This window comes from Acidovorax lacteus (assembly GCF_039540375.1).
In the GTDB taxonomy this organism is placed as follows: Bacteria; Pseudomonadota; Gammaproteobacteria; order Burkholderiales; family Burkholderiaceae_C; genus Acidovorax_G; species Acidovorax_G lacteus.
Genome location: NZ_BAABEX010000001.1, coordinates 139,731 through 159,181, shown reverse-complemented (window position 1 = coordinate 159,181; position 19,451 = coordinate 139,731). Strand labels below are relative to the sequence as shown.

Below are 19,451 nucleotides of genomic sequence, written 5' to 3'. Positions count from 1 at the left end.
CCTCATGTGACAAAGCTGGCCGCCAGCGAGCCGATCAGAAGATTCCATCCATCGGCCAATACGAAGAGCATGAGCTTGAATGGCAATGCGACGAGCACCGGCGACAACATCATCATGCCAAGTGACATCAAAACGCTGGACACCACCATGTCAATGACCAGAAATGGGATGAATATCAGAAACCCGATCTGAAATGCCGACTTGAGCTCACTGGTTACAAACGCCGGCACCAACACCCGCAGCGGAGCAGATTCTGCCGTCACCGAACTGTCGAGCTTGGCGAGACGGGCAAACAATGCAAAGTCGGATTGCCGAGTCTGCTTGAGCATGAACTCTCGCATGGGCGCCTCAGCCCGGCTGACCGCCTGCTCAAACGTAATCGCATTGGTTGTGTAGGGAACGTAGGCCTCTGCATGCACGCGGTCAAGGGTCGGGCCCATGACAAACAGCGTGAGAAACAGCGATAAACCGATGATGACTTGGTTGGGCGGCGCGGACTGCGTCCCCAAGGCCTGGCGCAGCAATGACAATACGATGACGATGCGAGTAAAGCTCGTCATCATCAGCAACACGGCCGGCAAAAAGGACAGCGCCGTGAAAAACAGCAGGGTCTGGATCGGAACCGAGTAACTGGTTCCCGATGGTCCTGAACCCACCACCAACGGCAGCCCTCCGCCAGGGGATTGCGCCCACGCGGCGGCACCAACCGTCGCAAGTCCCACCCATCCGCAGCAGCGCAACGTACGCCGCAGCCAGGCACGGGTTCGAACACCACGGACTTCAATCACCGCTACGCCTTTCCGCATCGCCGGGCGAGGATGCCGCAGCCAAAGCCTGCGCGAACGCGGCCGGACCTTCCACACCGTCGTGGCGATACGCCCCCTGCCCGGGTTGCAGCGCCAGAACGTGCAAACAGGTGATCTGCTGGGCCGAGACCCCAAGGACGAGTTGCGTACGGGCGTTGGCGGGGCCCACTTCGACAGTGACCACCCGCTGTTGCGGGCCCACGGCCACAGCAGCCACCACGCGAGAAGCGTTTCCGCCGCCCTGCATCAACGGATTACGCTGTTGAAGCCTGCGAATAAGCCATGGCAGAGCTGCCATCGCTGCCACGAACAGGACAACCAGAAGCAGCGTCTGGGTGATGCTGCCCGTACTATCCACGGCTCACCCGGCGCAGACGCTCCGACGGTGTGACCACGTCGGTGAGGCGAATACCGAACTTGTCGTTGACCACCACGACCTCGCCTTGGGCGATCAGGTAACCGTTCACCAGCACGTCCATGGGTTCTCCGGCCAGCGCATCGAGTTCCACCACCGACCCCTGCGCCAGTTGCAGGATGTACTTGATGGGCACCTTGGTGCGTCCCAGTTCCACCGAAAGCTGGACCGGAATGTCCAGCACCATGTTGATATCGTTGAGCGTACCGTCGGCGCCAGGCCCTGCAGAGAATGGCCGAACTGGGTCGCCTGATAAAGGACCACCTTGCTCGGAGGCTCCTGCAGGCGCATCAGTACGCTTTTGTTCTTCGAGCGCCTCCGCCCAGCCGGCAAACGGGTCATCCGCTGCGCCGTCTTTCTTCTCTTCTTCAGTTGACATCTTTTTCCCCCAGCCAGCTCAAATCGGCTGTGCGCAGGCACTCCTCGATCCGGATGGCATATTTCGAATTGTGGGTGCCGTACTGGCATTCGAAGATCGGCACACCACCGATCGAAGCCCGAATGCGCGGCTCGCGGTCGAGTTCGATGAAATCCCCGGGTTTCATCGCCAGCAATTGCTCCACGGTCGCGTCGGCTTTGGCCAATTCGGCCACCAGCGTCACCTCGGCGGCCTGAATCTCGCGGGTCAACACACGCACCCAGCGGCGGTCCACCTCAATCGAGTCGCCCTGCGTCGACGAATACAGCACGTCACGGATCGGCTCCAGCGTCGCGTAGGGCATGCACATATGAATAGCGCCGGAGAGATCGCCGATCTCCAGCTGAAACGCCGTGGACACCACGATCTCGCTGGGCGTCGCAATATTGGCAAACTGCGGCTGCATCTCCGAGCGCTGGTATTCGAGCTCCAGTGGATAGATGCCATGCCACGCCTTCTTGTACTCAGCACAGATCACGTCCACCAGGCGGTTGATCACGCGCTGCTCGGTGGGCGAAAAATCGCGCCCCTCGATCCGGGTTTGGAACTTGCCCACCCCGCCATACAGGGTGTCGATAATGCCGAACACCAGTGAGGGCTCGCACACGATCAGCCCGCTGCCCCGCAGCGGGCGGATGGCCACGATGTTGAAATTGGTCGGCACCGCCAGTTCGCGAAGGAACGCGCTGTACCGCTGTACCGATACCGTACCCACCGAAATCTCGGGGCTGCGGCGGATGAAGTTGAACAGACCGATGCGGAAGTTCCGAGCAAAGCGTTCGTTGACGATCTCCATGGTCGGCATGCGACCCCGGACGATGCGCTCCTGGCTGGAAATGTCGTAATTACGGACCGCACCCGCCTCCGCCACCTCCTCGACGGATTTCTGGCTCTCCCCCGTCACGCCCTCCAAAAGGGCATCGACTTCTTCCTGCGAAAGAAACGAATCACTCATGGAATGACCCCATCGGTTTCACTGAATGATGAAGCTGGAGAACAGAATGCGATGCACAGGGTTCTGCGCAGCCTTGCGACGGGCAGCCCGGTCATCCTCCTCCGACTCTTCGTCATCGGCAGCCGGCTCCTTGCGCGTCTTCTTGGCGGGTACGGTGTAGCCCAGAGGCTTGGACACCTCCCGCAGGATGTCGTGCGCGAGCTTCTCCTTGCCCTCGCGTTGCAGCAGCTCGGCCGACGTCCGCTGAGACACCAACAACAACACCCCACTGCGAATGGATGGCATGTACTGCTTGACCTGGTCCGCCGTCTTGGCGTCGGCCACCTCCACGGTGATGCCGATCTGGGCAAATCGATCGCCCCCAGGGTCGGCCAGATTGACCACCATGTTTTCCATGGGCAGGAAGGTCGGCGCGACCTTGGGCGCCTCCTTGCGCGCCGGCGCGGCGCCTTCCTCGTCCTCCGCATTCTTCTTGCCCATGAGAAGGAACGCCGCCGCACCACCGCCCGCCAGCACCAGAACCAGCACTGCAATGATGATGATGAGCATCTTTTTGCTCTTGGCGGGAGCGGCAGCTGCAGCAGGCTGGTTGGCGGACACGGCGTGTTTCCTTCAAGGGTCGCGGGCCCGGCCAGATGGCGAACGCCATGTACGGGACGAGCCCATTATTGGGGCGTAGCGCGTCCAATAATAGCCAGAATAAAAGCCCAAAACCACGGCATACCTTGGGCTTGCGGGGATGCCTGCCCGCTCTGCTCCGCCGCATCAGTGAAACAGGGGTACCGGCAACGCCGACGGCGTTGGCTGGGGGTTGAGCGCAGGCGCGGCCCTGCCCGCAATCAGGGGGTGCGCCCCCGCCATCAACCCTCAGGCAAACACGTCCAGTGCTCGGGGGCTTTGAGTGCCTATGCCGCGTGCCATAGGCACCTGCTCCGCGGCGGCAGCCGGCGCCTGGATGCGGGCCAGCTGGCGGCGTCCATTCGATTCTTCAGACGAGCCACGCCGCCCGGAGCCCCCCTCAGACAGCGTCGAGCCCACCGTCACGCCTGCCAGTTGCAGGCCTTCTTGCTGCAGCAGCTCGCGCAACTGCGCCACCCGCTCATCCAGGGCTTGGCGGGTCTGCTCCTGGTCGGAGCGGAAACTCACATGGGCCTCATTGCCTTGCAGGGTGACGCGCACCTCCACCGGTAAACCGCTCTGATCCACCGTCATCTCGGCCGACTGCGAATGCTGGTTGACCCAGAAGGCCACCTGCTCCGACAGTTGCTCCTCCATCTGGGCCATGCGGGCCGCCAATCCGTCGGCCTGCGCGGCCGCCGCGGCATCGGCCTGCTGCGCTTGGGGTGACGACAGGGAAGCGGCATCGGCCACGCCACCGGTCTGGGCGGCAGATGCGCCGCGGTCGTACGCGGGAGCCTCGGCCCGCACGGGCAACGCAGCCGATGCCGAGGCGTTGGCGGCAGGGGCTCCGGCAGCATCGCTTGATGCTGCACTCTGCAGCGCCTCGGCCACCGCGCGCAAGGCCTCCGCACTCGCCGCCGCCACCGACTGTGCAGAGCGCTCGCCCGTGACGACTCCCGCCACAGCCGACAGCGTGTGGGGCAAACCCATGCCGGGCGGGTTAGGCGACTCACTGCCCGGGCGTGGCGCGCCGGTCACACTACTCGGCTGGCCTGCAGTCGCAGCGGAGCTGTCCGCCGTCGCCCCCAGCATCCGCGATGCGGCTGCCGCCACGGCAGACTTCAAGCCACCCGCGCCCCCGCGGCGGGCGCCCCCCGCAGAAGCCGAGGCATCGAACCGCTCCGCTGCGCGATCCATCTGCGCCGTCTGAGCCACCAGACCGTTCACCAGCCCGCCCGCGATGCCTGCCGTCAGCCCCGCCAGCAAAGCGCCCCCGGCGCCTGCAGAGGATGCGCCGGGCGGCAACCCGCTGGCATCGAGCGCCCCTTGCGCGAGCCACAGCGGCACTATCGAAGCATCCCCCGAGGCCCCCAGTGAAGCATCTCCCACACTGTCCGCGACGGACACAGCAGCGTCCACCGACGGCAATGCGAGTGCGTCTGCCTGCTGGTCGATGGCGGTCAGCAGTGCCATGAAGGCGTCGGCGGGCTGTGCATTGGCATCGCCCGCACCAGCGGCCACACCGGCAGCGCCGGACCGCCGTGGCCCCTGGGCTGCTGCGGTGGCAGTGGTCTGGGTTGGTGTCGCAGAGGGACGAAGGTTTTCCATGGTCAGCTCTCCTGGGCCGCGAGGCCCGGCGGGGACGATCGGTACTGGAGCGACGCGCGCTCATCGGTCTGTTTCTGGTCGCGCCGCATCTGGGCCAGCGCCAGTTCGTGCTGGCGGCGCTCCACCACCTTGCGCAGGCTGGTCAAACGCAGTTCGGCCTGCAGCAGGCGCTGCGCCAGTTGCGCAAGCCGCGTGTCCTGGTCGTGCACCACACCGGTCTGCAACCCGATGGCGTGGTCCAGCCGCCCCATGAAATGCCGGTGGTGGTACAGCACTTCGGGGCCGCGCAGGCTGTCTTCCGCCATGCCCCAGCGCTGATCCGTCTCGACCGCATAGCTTTGCAACTGGTGCAGCTGATCGGCGGCGGCATGTCGCGCGTTCTGGGCATCCTGCAGTGCCCGGCGTGCGTCGTCGCGCTGGCGGGTGGCCATCTCAACAGCGACATGAAGGGCAGACAAGGACGACATGGTGCCTACGCTTCAACGGCTACGACGAAAGCGCCAGTGCCATGGCATGCAGACTCTGGTCCATGGATGCGGCTTCGTGCATGTCCTGCTGCAGAAACTGTGCGAGCTGCGGCTGCAGGCGGATCGCCTCGTCCAGCGCCGGATCGGAGCCACTGAGGTAGGCGCCCACCTGCACCAGATCACGGCTCTTTTGGTAGCGGGACCAGGTTCCACGGAAGCGCCGGGCCATTTCGAGATGCTCGCGGCTGGCCACGTTGTGCATCACGCGCGAGGCCGACTGTTCGATGTCAATGGCCGGGAAGTGCCCGGTTTCGGCCAGCGCTCGCGACAGCACGATGTGCCCGTCCAGGATGGCGCGGGCCGCATCGGCGATGGGGTCCTGCTGGTCGTCGCCTTCGGACAGCACAGTGTAGAACGCCGTGATCGATCCGACGCCATGCAGGCCGTTGCCGCTGCGCTCGACCAGCTGAGGCAGTTTGGCGAAGCACGACGGGGGGTAGCCCTTGGTGGCCGGCGGCTCGCCGATGGCCAGTGCAATCTCACGCTGTGCCATGGCATAGCGGGTGAGCGAATCCATGAGCAGCAGCACATGGTGCCCCTTGTCGCGGAAATGCTCAGCGATGGCGGTGGCATAGGCCGCACCCTGCATGCGCAGCAGTGGAGGCGCATCGGCCGGAGCGGCCACCACCACCGAGCGCGCACGCCCCTCTTCGCCCAGGATGTCCTCGATGAACTCCTTGACCTCGCGGCCGCGCTCGCCAATCAAGCCGACCACGATCACGTCCGCCTGCGTGTAGCGGGCCATCATGCCCAGCAGCACGCTTTTGCCCACGCCCGAGCCCGCGAACAGGCCCAGACGCTGGCCGCGCCCCACCGTGAGCAACGCGTTGATGGCGCGCACGCCCGTGTCCATGGACTCGCGCACCGGATCGCGGTCCATCGCGTTGATCGGGCCGCGGCCCATGGGCTCGGCATCCACCCCCACCAGAGGGCCGCCGTGATCGAGCGGCAGCCCCTGGGAATCGACGACACGGCCCAGCAGGCCATCGCCCATGGGCAGGCGCAAAGCGCCCGCGCGCTGCGGAGGACGGGGAGGTTCCCCCAGGCGCGGAACCGGCACATACGCCGCCGCGGGCGTGACCCGCGCGCCACTTGACAAACCCTGCGTATCCCCCGCGGGCATGAGAAACGCCTTGTCGCCCGCAAAACCGACCACCTCGGCCAGCACCGGGGCCTGGCCGGGCATCTGCACCGTGCACTGAGAACCCACCGGCACCCGCAAACCTGCGGCCTCCAGCACCAGGCCCGCCAGGCGGGTGAGCGTGCCTCGGCTCTCCAGCGTCACGCCCTCCTCCACCCGCTCACGCGCTTGGGTGAGCAGTGCGCGCCAGTCGGCTGCCGTCAGCAAGGGTTGGGGCAGGCGGGCGGGCGCAGCAGGCGGCGCGGAGCCCTCGGGCACCACGTCGGCCAGCTCGGCCTGCGGCAAGAGTGCCTGCTCAGCGGACATCCGCCGACTCCTCTGCGTCCCAGGCGGACTGCAGTCCCAGTGCCGCCACAGCACGCTCCCAGCGCTTGGCCACGGTACCGTCGATCACGGTGCCAGCCGACTCGACCCAGCAGCCACCGGGCGGCACCTGCGGGTCGGCCACCCATTGCACCCCCGCGTCGCCGTAGCGCTCGCGCAGGGGGCCTTGCAGTCGCTCGGCATCTTCCGGATGCAGGCGCACGAGCGCGGGGCGCGCCTGGGCGAGCAGTCCGCCCACCGCTTCGCTCACCACGACCTCCAGCGCCTCGGGGCGCACCGTCAGTTCTTGCCGTACGACCTGGCGGGCGACTTCGCAGGCCAGCTCCAGCACCTGGCGCGCAAGCGTCTGCTGCAGCTCATTGAAGGTGGTATGCAACTCCTGCACCACGGCGGCCGCACGCTGCGCGGCCTCTTGCCCCTGGCCGGCAATGTAGTCGTCCATGCGCTGCTGCCATTCAAGCGAGGCCTCGGCACGTCCATGCTCATACCCCTGGGCAAATCCGTCCTGCCGCGCCTGCTCGCACAGGGCCGTGATCTCATCGGCCGTAGGCGGCGGGGGCAGTTCGGGCAGTGCGTCGGTTTCGGGCTCCGGCTCGGGTTCGGAGCCGTCGACGGAGCCGAACTTCCACTGCGTGACCGAGTTGACCTCTTCACTGGGAATGAAACGCGCGTAAAAGCGCGGGCTGTTAGACGAAGGCATCGTCGCCTCCACCGCCTAGCACGATCTGGCCCTCGTCCGAGAGGCGCCGCACCGTTTTGAGGATTTCCTTTTGCTGCGCCTCGACCTCGGACAGGCGCATGGGGCCGCGCGACTCCAGGTCTTCGCGCAGCGCATCCGCCGCACGCGAGGACATGTTCGACAGGAACTTGTCGCGCAGCTCGGGCACCGCGCCCTTGAGGGCCACGATGAGCGTCTCGGACGCCACTTCCTTGAGCACCGTCTGGATGGACTTGTCGTCGAGCTTGAGGATGTCCTCGAACACGAACATCTTGTCCATGATCTTCTGCGCAAGGTCCGGGTCGTGGCCGCGGATGGATTCGAGCACCACGGCGTCCATGTTGCCGCCCAGCAGGTTGATGATCTCGGCCGCAGCCTTGACGCCGCCGAGCGAGCTCTTGCGGATCTTGTCCCCCCCAGCCAGCACCTTGAACAGCACTTCGTTCAGATCCTTGAGCGCGGTGGGCTGGATACCTTCGAGCGTGGCCACGCGCAGCAGAATTTCGCTGCGCTGGCGGTCGGTCAGGTGCTGCAGGATGCCGGAGGCCTGGTCCGGGTCCAGGTGGACCAGGATGGCGGCCACGATCTGCGGGTGCTCATTGCGCAGGAGTTCGGCCACCGACAGCGGGTCCATCCACTTGAGCGACTCGATCCCCGAGACATCACCGCCCTGCAGAATGCGGTCGATCAGCAGCGCGGCCTTGTCGTCGCCCAGCGCGCGCTTGAGCACCGACCGCACGTAGTTGCCGGTGTCCGACACCAGCAGGCTCTGCGCGGCGGCCGCGCCGCTGAAGCGGTTGATGACCTCGTCCACCTTTTCCTTGGACACCGCGCGCATGCGGGCGATGGTTTCGCCGAGCTTCTGCACCTCCTTGGGCGAGAGATGCTTGAAGACCTCGGCCGCCTCCTCCTCGCCCAGGGACATCAGCAGGATGGCGGCGTCGTTGAGACCTTGTTCATCCATGGCGTGTGCTTCCGTACATCAGAGGTGTACAGCGTATCAGGGCGTCTCGCCATTGACCCATTGCTTGACGATATTGGCCACAGCGATGGGATTGTCCTTGGCCAGCTTGCGTGCTTCTTCCAGGCGCAGCTGCTCCGGCGTGACCACGTTGGCCTCGTCCTGCTTGGTCGGCGCAGGCAGCGCCGGGCGCTCGGGCGTGTCGGCTTCCAGGGCGTTGAGCTGCGTGCCAGCCAGGGCGGGCTGGCCCGGGGCGCGGCCAGCAGCGCTGGCCGCTGCTGGCGGCGCGGCCATGCCCTTGAGGGCGGGCCGCACCAGGCCAAACAGCACCAGCGCACCGAACAGCACCGCACCCAGCGGCCAGGCCAGGCTGCGGGCAATGTCGAGGACCTCCGGCTGACGCCACAGCGGCACCCCGGTGTCGGCTTCGGCCTGCATCTGGAACGGGGTGTTCATCAGGTTCACCGAATCGCCGCGGTCCCTGTTGAAGCCGATGGTCTCACGCACCAGGGCGGTCATCTGCTCGATCTGCTCGGGCGTCAGGGCCTTGGGCACGGGTTTGCCCTTTTCCTCGGCCATCTGGTAGTTGACGACCACCGCCGCGTTCACGCGCTTGATGGCGCCGGTGCCGCCGCGCGTCACGCGCACGGTGCGGTCCACCTCGTAGTTGGTGATCGATTCGCGCTTGCTCTGGGTGGCGGCCGACGCCTGCTGGCCGCCGGCGGCATTGGGAGCTGGATTGGCCCCGTTGATGGGTGCCTGGGCCTGGCCTGGCGGCTGATTGGCAACGGCCCCCGGAACACCCGTGGCGGTGTTGGTGCTGTCGGTGGTGCCGCTGCTTTCCACCACCTGCTGGCTGCGCACGGCGGCGGCCTCAGAACCCTGGTTGGGGCGGTGCTGCTCCGAAGTCTGTTCGGTCTGGGTGAAGTCCACCTCGGCCGTCACCTGGGCCTTGACGTTGTTGCGGCCGACCACAGGCTCCAGAATGTCGAGAATGCGGCGGGTGTACTGCTGCTCGATCTGCTGCACATAGGCCAGTTGCTGAGCGTCGATGGCCGCACCGGCGGCCGAGTCGGGCGACTGCGACAGCAGCTTGCCCGTGTCGTCGAGCACGCTCACGGCCGAAGGCGACAGCTCCGGCACGCTGGACGCCACCAGGTGCACGATGCCGGCGAGCTGGGCACGGTCGAGGATGCGGCCCGGGTGCAGGCTCACCAGCACCGAAGCCGAGGGCTTTTGTTGCTCGCGGAAAAACCCGTTCTGGTTGGGCAACGCCAGGTGCACCCGGGCGCTTTGCACCGACGACAGTGCCTGGATCGAGCGGGTCAGCTCGCCCTCCAGTCCGCGCTGGAAGTTCAGCCGCTCCTGGAACTGCGTGATGCCGAAGCGGTTGGTCTCCATCAGCTCAAAGCCCGTGACCGAACCCTTGGGCAGGCCCTGCGTGGCCAGGCGCAGGCGCACGTCGTGCACACGCTCGGCCGGAATCAGGATGGCCCCGCCGCCTTCGGCGTACTTGTAGGGCACGTTCATCTGCGAAAGCTGGGCCACGATGGCCCCGCCGTCCTTGTCGCTCAGGTTGGCAAACAGCACGCGGTAGTCGGGCTGGCGGCCGAACACGATGGCGGCGATGGCCACCGCGATCAGCAGCGCCACGCCCACGCCCAGGCGCAGGCGTTGTGCGCGGTCCAGCGTGTTCAACCGCTGCAGCCAGTTCGGCGCAGCCGCAGGCGCGGCCACGGCGGCGGGGGGGACAGGGATTTCAGCAACGGCAGACATCGGGCGCTTCCAGCAAGGGAGGGTCGGAGGGGTTTTCCAGCGATGGAGCCGATTATTCGGGCAGGCCGCAGCGGCGTTCGGCCAATAAGCCGCGCGTTTGTTCCGCTATTTGGCCGGATGGCCACCCTCGGCACCGATAGGATTCCCAGCATCCCTTCCTGCCCCTGAGACACTGCCATGGACCTCCGCATCAACAGCACGATCACCCCCCCAACGGGCGGCGTGGGCCTGCAGCGCCGAGCCGCCGCAGCGACCGCGGGCACCGAACCCGAAGTCGGCTTCTCCTCGGCCCTCAAGGGCGCACTGCAGTCGGTGAGCGCGGCGCAGAACCGCTCGGCCGACCTGCAGCGCGAAGTGCAGATGGAGAACCCGTCGGTCAGCCTGGAAGAGACCATGGTGGCCATCCAGAAGGCGCAGATCGGCTTTCAGGCCACGCTGCACGTGCGCAACCGCATGGTGCAGGCCTACACCGACATCATGAACATGCAGGTCTGAGCCGCCGGCCCGCCAGCCCTGCGGCGGTGCTTGCCCCCCGCGCGGCGCCCTATGGGCCGCTGTCGCCACCAATTGCTATTGATTTGATAGCTACTCGTGCTTGAATTAGCAGCACGAGAACCCGTTTTGACCATCCACCATACGCTGCGGCGGTGGCAGGCTGCCGGGTGGGCATGCTGGGTGGCCCCGCACGACCGCGGTGCCCGGCCACTGTACCGGACGCCCGCGGTGCGGTGCGGTGCTGCGTGGCGCGGTGAGGTGTGGTGGCACCCCGTGCGGAGCACCGTCCGGAACACTATGAATTTGATAGCTTCTCGTGCTTATCTGGCAAGCACAAGCTGCCATTTTCGTAAAGACTCCATCGGCAGGCACGGCACTGCCCCACTTCCGGATCGTGACGGCCCGCCCCCTACAGCCCGCCCCCTTGCCCCACGGCGACCGCCGCCCCCCCCCCGAAACCGGCGCACCATAAAAAAGAGCGCCCCACCAGAGGCGCTCTTGCAGCCCAGCGATTCGCCGCGCTGCCTCGCGGCGGGTGCACCGACCGGGTCAGTGCATCATCATCGGCTGGCCGTCGAACAGGTGTTCGAACTGGGAAATCCACGGCTCTGCGAGGCAACGGATCTGCGCGTCGTTGCGCAAGATGCGCTGCATGATGCGCGTCTTCTCGCGGCGGTGCTCGGGCAGCAGCTCGTGGTGCTGGGCCTTGTGGCGCAACTGCTCGATCAGCACCGCGCACGCCCCCTCGTAGCGCACCACGCCGTCCCAGTCCTTGAGCTTGGCCGCCTCCAGCATCTTGGCGCTGCTGTCTTCGATGGCTTTGTAGTAATCAATCAGCATGAGGGACATATCAGGCCTCCATCAGCACCGGCTGCCCGGAGGACGGGACCGGAGCGGTCGAGGCACCGTTCTTCTTGATTTCGTTCCAGCCCTGGGCCACGGGCTCGATCAGGCGCATGACTTCCTGCAGGATCGCGTCGTCGTTGCGGGCATTGGCCTCGATCAGGCGACGCACACAGTAGTCGTACAACGCGCCCAGGTTTTCCGCGATCTCGCCACCGTCCACGCGGTCCAGCGCAGTGGCCAGACCTTCTTCAAGGATGCGGATGGCTTTGGTGATGCTCTGGCATTTGCCCGGCACATCGCCACGGGCCAGCGCGCCACGGGCGAATGCGATGGAGCTCAACACTCCCTCGTACAGCAGCGACACCAGCTGGTGCTGGTCCATGGTGTGCATGCTGGTTTCAACGTTGATCCGCTGATAAGCGTTTGCGGCACGGGGGCTGTAGGCGCTGAACATGCTGGAAATCCTTGGGTGTGATGTCTTATTTATCGGTCACACGAGGCAAAACTGAAGGCCCGTTACCCGGTCTCGATGCTCCGACTCAGCCCGACGACTTGTTCCAAGCCGTCACCTGCTGCGAGATGTACGCGTTCAGGCCGTTGAGCTTGGTCAGCTGGCTGTCCAGTGCGTTGTAGCGGCGCAGCAGCTGCGCCTCGACATCGCCGGCGCGTTCGTTCACGCGGGTCTGCTCCTTGCTGTTGCGCTGCAGGGCCAGCTTGAGCGAGTCTTCCTTGGTCTTGAAGAAGCCCGCATTGCCCAGCAATTCGGTGGCGCGCGCCTTGACCTGCTCGGCCACGCCCTTCACGCCCCCTTCGGTGCGGAACAGTGCGCGTACCGCGTCCGGATTCTCCAGCGCCTTGGACAGCTTGCTGCTGTCGATCGCCAGATCGCCGCCCCGCTGGATCGAGATGCCGACATCGGCCAGGCGCTTGAAGGCCCCGCCGTCCTCGTTGACGGACTGCACGGCAGCGCGCAGCGAGTTCTGCAGCGCAATGGCGGTCGAATCGCCCTGCAGCAGCCCGGCAGACTTGGTCGCGCCGTCGTACTTGGTGGCTTCGTTGAGGATCTGGTTGATCTCGTTGTAGGCCTTGACGAACGCCTCGATATTCTTCTGCACCGTGGCCGTGTCGCGGGTCACCGTCACGGCCACCGGGGCCGTGGTGACCTGCTCGGCCTTGAAGGTCACGCCCGAGACCGTATTGGCAAAGGTGTTGGTGGCCGAACGTACCGCAATGCCGTTGACGGTGGCGCGCGCGTCGGCTGCGTCCTGGGTGCGCGTGGCCCCCGACACCAGTCGCGACAGGCCTGTGGCATCGGTGTTGCCGGCACTCGCCGGATCGGTATCGCCGGGCTCCAGCACGCTCAGCCGGAACCCCGACTCCTCGCCCGTGTTGCGGCCGTTGAGCAGCAGCCGCTCACCCGACGCGTCGGTCAGCACCGAGGCGGTGACACCCGCATTGGCCCCGTTGATCTTGCTGGCGATGTCGGCCAGCTTGTCGCCGGCCGCAATGGTGATCTCGACCGGCGTTCCCGACGACGGCGTGAACGATGCCGGCGCAACGCTCCACTTGCCCAGCTCCAATCGCAGCGTACCCGCACCCAGCGTGCCGCCCACCGGCAGCAGGGCCGCAGAGGCCTGCGCCTGCGCCTTGGCCAGGCTCTGCACTTCCACATTGAACGAGGTAGGCAAAGTACCGCCGATCGCGGTGGCCGTGACCGACTTGGTGTCGGAACTGGAGGCCGAGACGGCGTTCCAGCCGGTGACGCTGGCAAGCCTGCCAGCCGCATCAGACAAGGTGGACACGAGCGACTTGATCTGCCCGAAGGTCGAGATCTTGGTCTGGACCGTGGCCGCCTGGAGCTTGAGCGTGTCCAGCGGCTTCTTTTCGAGCGCCACCAGCTGCGAGACGATTTCCTTGACGTTGAGGCCGCTGGCGCCGATACCGGGCGAAGAAAGGGTAGCCATATCAACCTCCTGAACTGGTGCAGCGAAAATTATGTCGCTGTAGGGTTTTCGAGAACGTCCGTAAACCCACCAGGAAACCCCTCTATTCTGCGCGCCTGGTGCCGCACATAGCAAAGGCAAAAAGCGACGACAGGTAAACCTGCCGTCGCCGGGCCTTGCCTGGGGGCATGGGCGGCTCAGCGCCGCACCACGCCGTCTGCCGCTTACCGCAGCAGGGCCAGCACACCCTGGGGCAGCTGGTTGGCCTGGGCCACCATCGCCGTACCAGCCTGCTGCAGGATCTGCGAGCGCGACAGGTTGGCGGTTTCGGCTGCGAAGTCCGCGTCCAGAATGCGGCTGCGGGAGGCCGACAGGTTTTCCGACGTGACCTGCAGGTTCGAGATGGCGGTCTCGAAGCGCGACTGCAAGGCACCGAGCTTGGCGCGTTCACCGCTCACGAAGGCGAGCGCAGAGTCCACGATCTTGAGCGCGTCCGTCGCCTTGGCAAACGTGGTCACGTCCAGGTCCGACACCTTGCGCAGCTCGGAACCGCCGCTACCAACCGCCGTACTGGTCGAGGTCACAGCAAAGGACTTTTCAGAGTCCAGCACCAGGTAGCCGCTGGTCGTGCTGTTATCGGCCGTGGTGTTGGCCGTCAAGGTCACGGCACCGCCCACGGCAGCACCGTCGGCGTTGCGCTTGGTCACCGTCACATCGGCGGCGTTGGCAATCGCGGTGTCGCTCACCGTGATGTCATTGCCGGTGGCGTTCGTCAGCACCACGCCGCTGCCGTCGCTGTTCAGCGAGGCCGTCACGCCGGTCTTAGCAGACTGCTCGTTGATCGCCGACACGGCGGCAGACAGGCGGTCCGAACCGGTGGTGGAGGTAAGCGTGAACGACACCGACACGGCTGTCGTGTTGTCCGACGTCAGGTTCAGCGTGTACGAGCCGGTTGCAGAAAAACCACCCAGCTGTACATCCGTACGTGCGGTCGCGGTGACACCGGTGTCGGCCTTGATGGTGTTGATGTTGGCCGCAATTGCCTTGGCCGTGTCGTTGGCAGCCACTGCCACGCTCTTGGAACCCAGGTAGCCATTGACCGTCACGGCACCCGAACCCACACCGTTGGTGCCGGCGCCCGAAGAGGCTGTGGACACACCCGCGCCGTTGGCCACGGCGATCTGGTTGTTGCCATACACGCTGGTGCGCAGGTTGGCGGTGGCGGCCACGATGGTCTGGTTGGCGTTGGCGCCCACCTGGAACTGCTGCGTACCAAAGGTGCCGTCCAGCAGCTTCGAGCCGTTGAATTCCGTGGTTTGCGAGATACGGTCGAGTTCGCTGACCAGCTGACCCACTTCGCGCTGCAGGGCCTGACGGTCACCAGCGCTGTTCGAGGCGTTGGCCGACTGCACGGCCAGTTCGCGCACCCGCTGCAGGATGTCGCCCGACGCCTTGAGCGCGCCTTCAGCCGTTTGAGCGAGCGAAATACCGTCGTTGGCATTGCGCACCGCCTGGTTCAGGCCGCGGATCTGGCTCGTGAAGCGCTCCGAAATCGCCAGACCGGCAGCGTCGTCCTTGGCGCTGTTGATGCGCAGACCCGACGACAGGCGCTGGATGGAGGTGTTCAACGAGCTCTGGCTCGTGCCGAGGTTGCGCTGCGCGGTGAGCGAGGCGACGTTGGTATTGATGGTGGAAGCCATAGCAAATCTCCTGAAAGAACTGACTCAACGATGGCGTTGCCGCCAACCAGGTGCCAGGCTTTCCTGGCGCTTCGGTTCACAGCTCCGGCGTGGCCTTCTGTCGAACGGCGGGGGCTGGTCGTCCCCCGTTGCACCAGTTTTCGGTTACGTCCGGCAAAACTTTAGGCCCCGATGTGCAAAACCCCGGATTGCCCAGGTTTTGGACCTCTTATCGGCCCAATGACCAGGCGGAGCGGCTCCCACAATCCAGCCATCGTTCCCATCCTGTCTGCCGGACGCAAGGAACCCTGACCGGCACAGTCGTGTGATTTCCGCCTTGAAGGAGTACGTCCATGGCATCCACAATCAACACCAACGTCGCCTCGCTCACCGCGCAGCGCAACCTCAGCACGAGCCAGAGCTCGCTGAACACCTCCATCCAGCGTCTGTCGTCGGGCCTGCGCATCAACAGCGCCAAGGACGACGCCGCCGGTCTGGCGATTTCGGAGCGTTTCACGAGCCAGATCCGTGGCCTGAACCAGGCGGCGCGCAATGCCAACGACGGCATTTCGCTGGCGCAGGTGGCAGAAGGCGCGATGAAGTCCGCGGGCGACATCCTGCAGCGGGTGCGCGAACTGGCCGTGCAGTCGGCCAACGCCTCCAACAGCGCATCCGACCGTCAGGCGCTGCAGCGCGAAGTGGGTCAGTTGGTCAGTGAGCTGGACCGGATTGCCCAGACGACCGAATTCAACGGCTCCAAGCTGCTGGACGGCACCTTTGGTACGGCACAGTTCCAGGTCGGTGCCAACGCCAACCAGACCATCGTGGCCGCCACCGCCAACCTGCGCACCAGCGTGTACGGCAACAACCAGGTCGCGGTGACCAACGGCCAGGGCGTATCGACAGCGTCCTCGGGCGTGGGCACCAACGGCGTGGGTTCCGGAGCCGTGACCCTCAGCGGCTTCCTGGGCTCCAAGAGCGTGGCGGTGGCCGCCAACGACACGGCCAAGGAAATCGCAGACACCATCAACACCATCAAGGCCGACACCGGTGTGACTGCCAGTGCGCGCACCCAGGTGCAGCTCGGGGGCTTTTCTTCTACCGGCTCCTACACGCTGAATCTGACCTCCGACAACACGACCCCCGTGGCCGTGTCGTTCACCCTCACCTCCACCACGGGTTCAGACCGCCTGTCGGCGGCGGTGTCGGCGATCAATGAACAGGCGGCCAAGACGGGCGTGACGGCCTCGCTCACGGAAGACGGCAGCGGCGTCATCCTGACCAACGCCATCGGGAATGACATCACGGTGAGCGACACCACCATCGCCAACGCCGCCGATGTGACCGCAACCAAGCTGAATGCCGACGGTGCTGCCGTGGGCGGTGCCGTGACCCTGACGGCCAACACCACGGCCGACAACAGCACGACCAGCGGCTACCTGGTGCTGGACTCCGAAAAGTCGTTTGCCGTGACCTCCACCAGCACCGCCATCGCCAGCGGCGGCTCGGAATTGCGCCGCGTGGCCGATCTGGACGTGAGCACGTTCGAGAAATCGACCGAAGCGCTCAAGACGGTGGACTCCGCCCTGGCTTTCGTGAGTGGCGAGCGCTCCAAGCTCGGTGCGCTGCAGGCCCGCTTTGAGACCGCCATCGCCAGCCTGAACATCACGTCCGAAAACCTGTCGGCCTCGCGCAGCCGCATCCAGGACGCCGACTTCGCGGCCGAAACCGCCAACCTGTCGCGCGCCCAGATCCTGCAGCAGGCCGGAACCGCCATGGTGGCCCAGGCAAATCAGATTCCGCAGGGCGTGCTGTCGCTGCTGCGGCAGTAACATCGCCAGCGCACAGCGGCCGCCAGCGCCTCGGCGCTTGGCGGCTTTTGTCCGCATATGCGGCGGCTTCCCTCACAGCCCATTGCTTTTGCCATGCCTGCGCCCCAGCCCCACAAAGCCGCCGACCCATCCAACACCCGCATCCAGCAGGCCCTGCAGGCCCAGGACTGGCCGGCGCTCGTGCGCCACTGTCGCCAAGCCTTGCGGCGCGACCGACGCCATCTGCTCGCCCACCGCACGCTGGGGTTTGCACTCAACCAGCAGCGCCAGACCGAAGCGGCATTTCAGGCCTACCGACTGGCCCGTGCGCTGTGGCCCCGCGACGCAGAACTGCTGATCAACTACGCCAACACCCTGATCGAGCATGCGCGGCCACACGAGGCTCTGCCCATGCTGGAAACCGTGTGCGAACTGTCCCCCAACGAGGCCCTGAGCTGGATCAAGCTGGCGCAGTGCTGCTATGCGCTGCAGCTCAACGACCGGGGATTCGAGGCAGCCCGCCGCGCCGAGGCCCTGGCCGAAGACGTCAATGAGAAAGTCGCGGCGCTCACCCAGAAGGCCATTCACCGCCGAGAACTGGGTCAGGTGCGCGAGGCAGTACAGGATTGCGAAGCGGCCATTGCGCTCAATCCGTACGACACGGCCAACCACACCAACCGGCTGCTGTTCATGCTGGCCGATCCACTGGCGACCAGCGCGCAACTGACCAAAGCCGCCCGGGAGTACGGTGCCATCATGCACCCCACCCTGCCCGCGCCGGACTTTGCCCCCCTGCGCGCCGGCGGCCCCTGGAAGCGGCTCAGAGTGGGTTTTTTGTCGCCCGACTTCCGCGCGCATTCGGTCATGTATTTCACCGAAGGTCTGTTGGCACAGCTCGATCGGCGGCAATTTGAGGTGTTCGCCTACTACCTGTACCCGCGGGACGACTCCGTGACCGCACGGGTGGCCTGTCATGCCGACCATTTCGTGCGCCTGTCAGGCCTGAAGGCCGAGCAACAGGCGCAGCGCATCCGGGACGACGGTATCGACATCCTGATCGAGCTGGCGGGACACACCGGCCACAACGGACTGCCAGTGCTGGCCCAGCGCGCAGCACCCGTGCAGGTGTCATGGCTGGGATTCCCGGCCACCACGGGCTTGGCCCATGCCGACTACCGGATCACCGACGAAGTCACCGATCCGCCAGACGCCGACGCGCAGTACACCGAACGCCTGGTGCGCCTGCCCACCCTGTTCTGCTGCTACCGCCCCATGAGCCGCAACCCGCTGTGGCGCTACCAGCCGCGCTACCGGGTGAGCCCCCTACCTGCGCTGGAAAACGGCTACGTCACCTTCGGCTCATGCAACAACCTGGGCAAGCTCACGGACGAGGTGTTGGCGCTGTGGGGCCGCATCCTGCACGAAGTGCCCACCGCACGCCTGCTGATCGAGGGCAAGAACTTCGAGAAAACGGAGTTTGCCGACGACTACCGCGCCCGCTGCAGCCGGCTCGGTCTGCCCGTGGACCGGCTGGAGCTGGTGCCGCTGGACGCCGGCCAGCAATACCTGACCTACCACCGTATCGACATCGCGCTGGACCCGTTTCCACTGACCGGCGGCACCACCTCGTTCGACGTGCTCTGGATGGGGGTGCCGCTGGTGTCGATGCAGGGCGACAGTTTCAAGAGCCGCATGGGCGCGGGCATCCTGGCTTACCTGGGGCGTACCGAGTGGCTCGCGACGGCCGCTGACGAGTACGTGCGCATCGCGGCCAGCCTGGCAGCCGATGTTCCGAGCTTGAGCGGCTTGCGCCAGAGCCTTCGCACTGAAGTGGAGCAATCGCCCCTGATGCGTGAGGGCCAGTTCAACCAGTTGTTCGGGCTCGGCCTGCGCAGCATGTGGTGGGAGCACTTGGCCGTCAGACAAGCGCGTGGCGATGCGGAGGTCCAGGCACGGCTGACCGATGAGTGGGCACGGCAGGCACCACCTGAATGGGATCAGCCCGCCCCCCAGGGCGTGGGACTGCGGCCTGGTCTGCGTGTACCTTTGAGCGAAGCCCACCAGCGGCTGCAAGATCTGACAGAAAAAGCCAAATCGGACCTCTCTGCTTTGCACCGAACGCAAGAGCAGATCACACGCCGCCATTGGATTGCTGTGACCGAATTGGCGGAGGCCGTGCTGTGTGCATCACCTCACGACCCGGTGGCACTTGCATGTCTGGCCGAGGTCGAGCACGCGCACGGACATACCGACTTCGCGGTCACTTATCTCAAGTACGCCATGCAAGCCATGGGCGTCGACCCGGCAGATACCTGAGCAGCGGGCCAGTTTCCTCGCACCCACCCTGCACTGCTCCGCACACCCGCCGGGTGTGCGTCACGTGACAGCTTGCGGTAGCTCGGTGTGC

Annotated in this window: 18 protein-coding genes; 3 read left to right on the top strand and 15 right to left on the bottom strand. The window is 65.7% G+C overall.

Features of this window, described 5'->3' with window-relative positions:
- Positions 1-2 precede the first annotated feature (2 nt).
- The 11 genes from fliP to fliF form a co-directional block, all read right to left on the bottom strand.
- A complete protein-coding gene (gene fliP / locus ABD866_RS00805; RefSeq protein WP_345060273.1) occupies positions 3-722 on the bottom strand; it encodes a flagellar type III secretion system pore protein FliP in 720 nt (239 codons plus the stop codon).
- 58 nt (positions 723-780) lie between these two features.
- Entirely contained in the window at positions 781-1,164 is a 384-nt protein-coding gene (locus tag ABD866_RS00800; RefSeq protein WP_345060243.1) for a FliO/MopB family protein, read from the bottom strand.
- Complete coding sequence (gene fliN, locus ABD866_RS00795; RefSeq protein ID WP_345060241.1) at positions 1,157-1,600, bottom strand: flagellar motor switch protein FliN; 444 nt, start codon at positions 1,598-1,600, stop codon at positions 1,157-1,159. Before fliN ends, ABD866_RS00800 begins: the two co-directional genes overlap by 8 nt.
- On the bottom strand, positions 1,590-2,594 hold the full coding sequence (gene fliM / locus ABD866_RS00790) for a flagellar motor switch protein FliM (protein WP_345060239.1): 1,005 nt from the start codon (positions 2,592-2,594) through the stop codon (positions 1,590-1,592). The genes fliN and fliM overlap by 11 nt, the downstream gene beginning before the upstream one ends.
- An 18-nt stretch (positions 2,595-2,612) precedes the next feature.
- Positions 2,613-3,143 (bottom strand): flagellar basal body-associated FliL family protein, encoded by a 531-nt coding sequence (locus tag ABD866_RS00785; protein WP_345060237.1) that lies wholly within the window; start codon positions 3,141-3,143, stop codon positions 2,613-2,615.
- 318 nt (positions 3,144-3,461) lie between these two features.
- Entirely contained in the window at positions 3,462-4,823 is a 1,362-nt protein-coding gene (locus ABD866_RS00780) for a flagellar hook-length control protein FliK (RefSeq protein WP_345060235.1), read from the bottom strand.
- 2 nt (positions 4,824-4,825) lie between these two features.
- Positions 4,826-5,290 (bottom strand): flagellar export protein FliJ, encoded by a 465-nt coding sequence (locus ABD866_RS00775; protein WP_345060233.1) that lies wholly within the window; start codon positions 5,288-5,290, stop codon positions 4,826-4,828.
- 19 nt (positions 5,291-5,309) lie between these two features.
- On the bottom strand, positions 5,310-6,797 hold the full coding sequence (gene fliI, locus ABD866_RS00770; protein WP_345060231.1) for a flagellar protein export ATPase FliI: 1,488 nt from the start codon (positions 6,795-6,797) through the stop codon (positions 5,310-5,312).
- Entirely contained in the window at positions 6,787-7,515 is a 729-nt protein-coding gene (locus tag ABD866_RS00765; protein WP_345060229.1) for a FliH/SctL family protein, read from the bottom strand. Before ABD866_RS00765 ends, fliI begins: the two co-directional genes overlap by 11 nt.
- Positions 7,502-8,497 carry a flagellar motor switch protein FliG gene (gene fliG, locus ABD866_RS00760; RefSeq protein ID WP_345060227.1) on the bottom strand — a complete coding sequence of 332 codons (996 nt, stop codon included), beginning with the start codon at positions 8,495-8,497 and terminating at the stop codon, positions 7,502-7,504. The genes ABD866_RS00765 and fliG overlap by 14 nt, the downstream gene beginning before the upstream one ends.
- A 36-nt stretch (positions 8,498-8,533) precedes the next feature.
- Positions 8,534-10,270, bottom strand: coding sequence for a flagellar basal-body MS-ring/collar protein FliF (gene fliF / locus ABD866_RS00755; RefSeq protein WP_345060225.1), 1,737 nt, complete (start codon positions 10,268-10,270; stop codon positions 8,534-8,536).
- A gap of 177 nt (positions 10,271-10,447) precedes the next feature.
- On the opposite strand from fliF, the gene fliE reads away from it, so the two are divergent.
- The gene (gene fliE, locus ABD866_RS00750) at positions 10,448-10,765 is read left to right on the top strand and encodes a flagellar hook-basal body complex protein FliE (RefSeq protein ID WP_345060223.1); all 318 of its coding nucleotides are present in this window, start codon (positions 10,448-10,450) and stop codon (positions 10,763-10,765) included.
- 549 nt (positions 10,766-11,314) lie between these two features.
- Here fliE and ABD866_RS00745 read toward each other — a convergent pair.
- The 4 genes from ABD866_RS00745 to ABD866_RS00730 form a co-directional block, all read right to left on the bottom strand.
- Entirely contained in the window at positions 11,315-11,614 is a 300-nt protein-coding gene (locus ABD866_RS00745; protein WP_345060221.1) for a flagellar protein FliT, read from the bottom strand.
- A gap of 1 nt (position 11,615) precedes the next feature.
- Complete coding sequence (gene fliS / locus ABD866_RS00740) at positions 11,616-12,065, bottom strand: flagellar export chaperone FliS (RefSeq protein ID WP_345060219.1); 450 nt, start codon at positions 12,063-12,065, stop codon at positions 11,616-11,618.
- An 85-nt stretch (positions 12,066-12,150) separates the two neighbouring features.
- On the bottom strand, positions 12,151-13,575 hold the full coding sequence (gene fliD / locus ABD866_RS00735) for a flagellar filament capping protein FliD (RefSeq protein ID WP_345060217.1): 1,425 nt from the start codon (positions 13,573-13,575) through the stop codon (positions 12,151-12,153).
- A 203-nt stretch (positions 13,576-13,778) separates the two neighbouring features.
- Entirely contained in the window at positions 13,779-15,254 is a 1,476-nt protein-coding gene (locus ABD866_RS00730; RefSeq protein WP_345060215.1) for a flagellin N-terminal helical domain-containing protein, read from the bottom strand.
- A gap of 332 nt (positions 15,255-15,586) precedes the next feature.
- Here ABD866_RS00730 and ABD866_RS00725 point away from each other — a divergent pair, with 332 nt between their 5' ends.
- Complete coding sequence (locus ABD866_RS00725; RefSeq protein WP_345060213.1) at positions 15,587-17,065, top strand: flagellin N-terminal helical domain-containing protein; 1,479 nt, start codon at positions 15,587-15,589, stop codon at positions 17,063-17,065.
- Between the two features lie 93 nt (positions 17,066-17,158).
- Entirely contained in the window at positions 17,159-19,360 is a 2,202-nt protein-coding gene (locus ABD866_RS00720; RefSeq protein WP_345060211.1) for an O-linked N-acetylglucosamine transferase, SPINDLY family protein, read from the top strand.
- Positions 19,361-19,451: the final 91 nt, after the last annotated feature.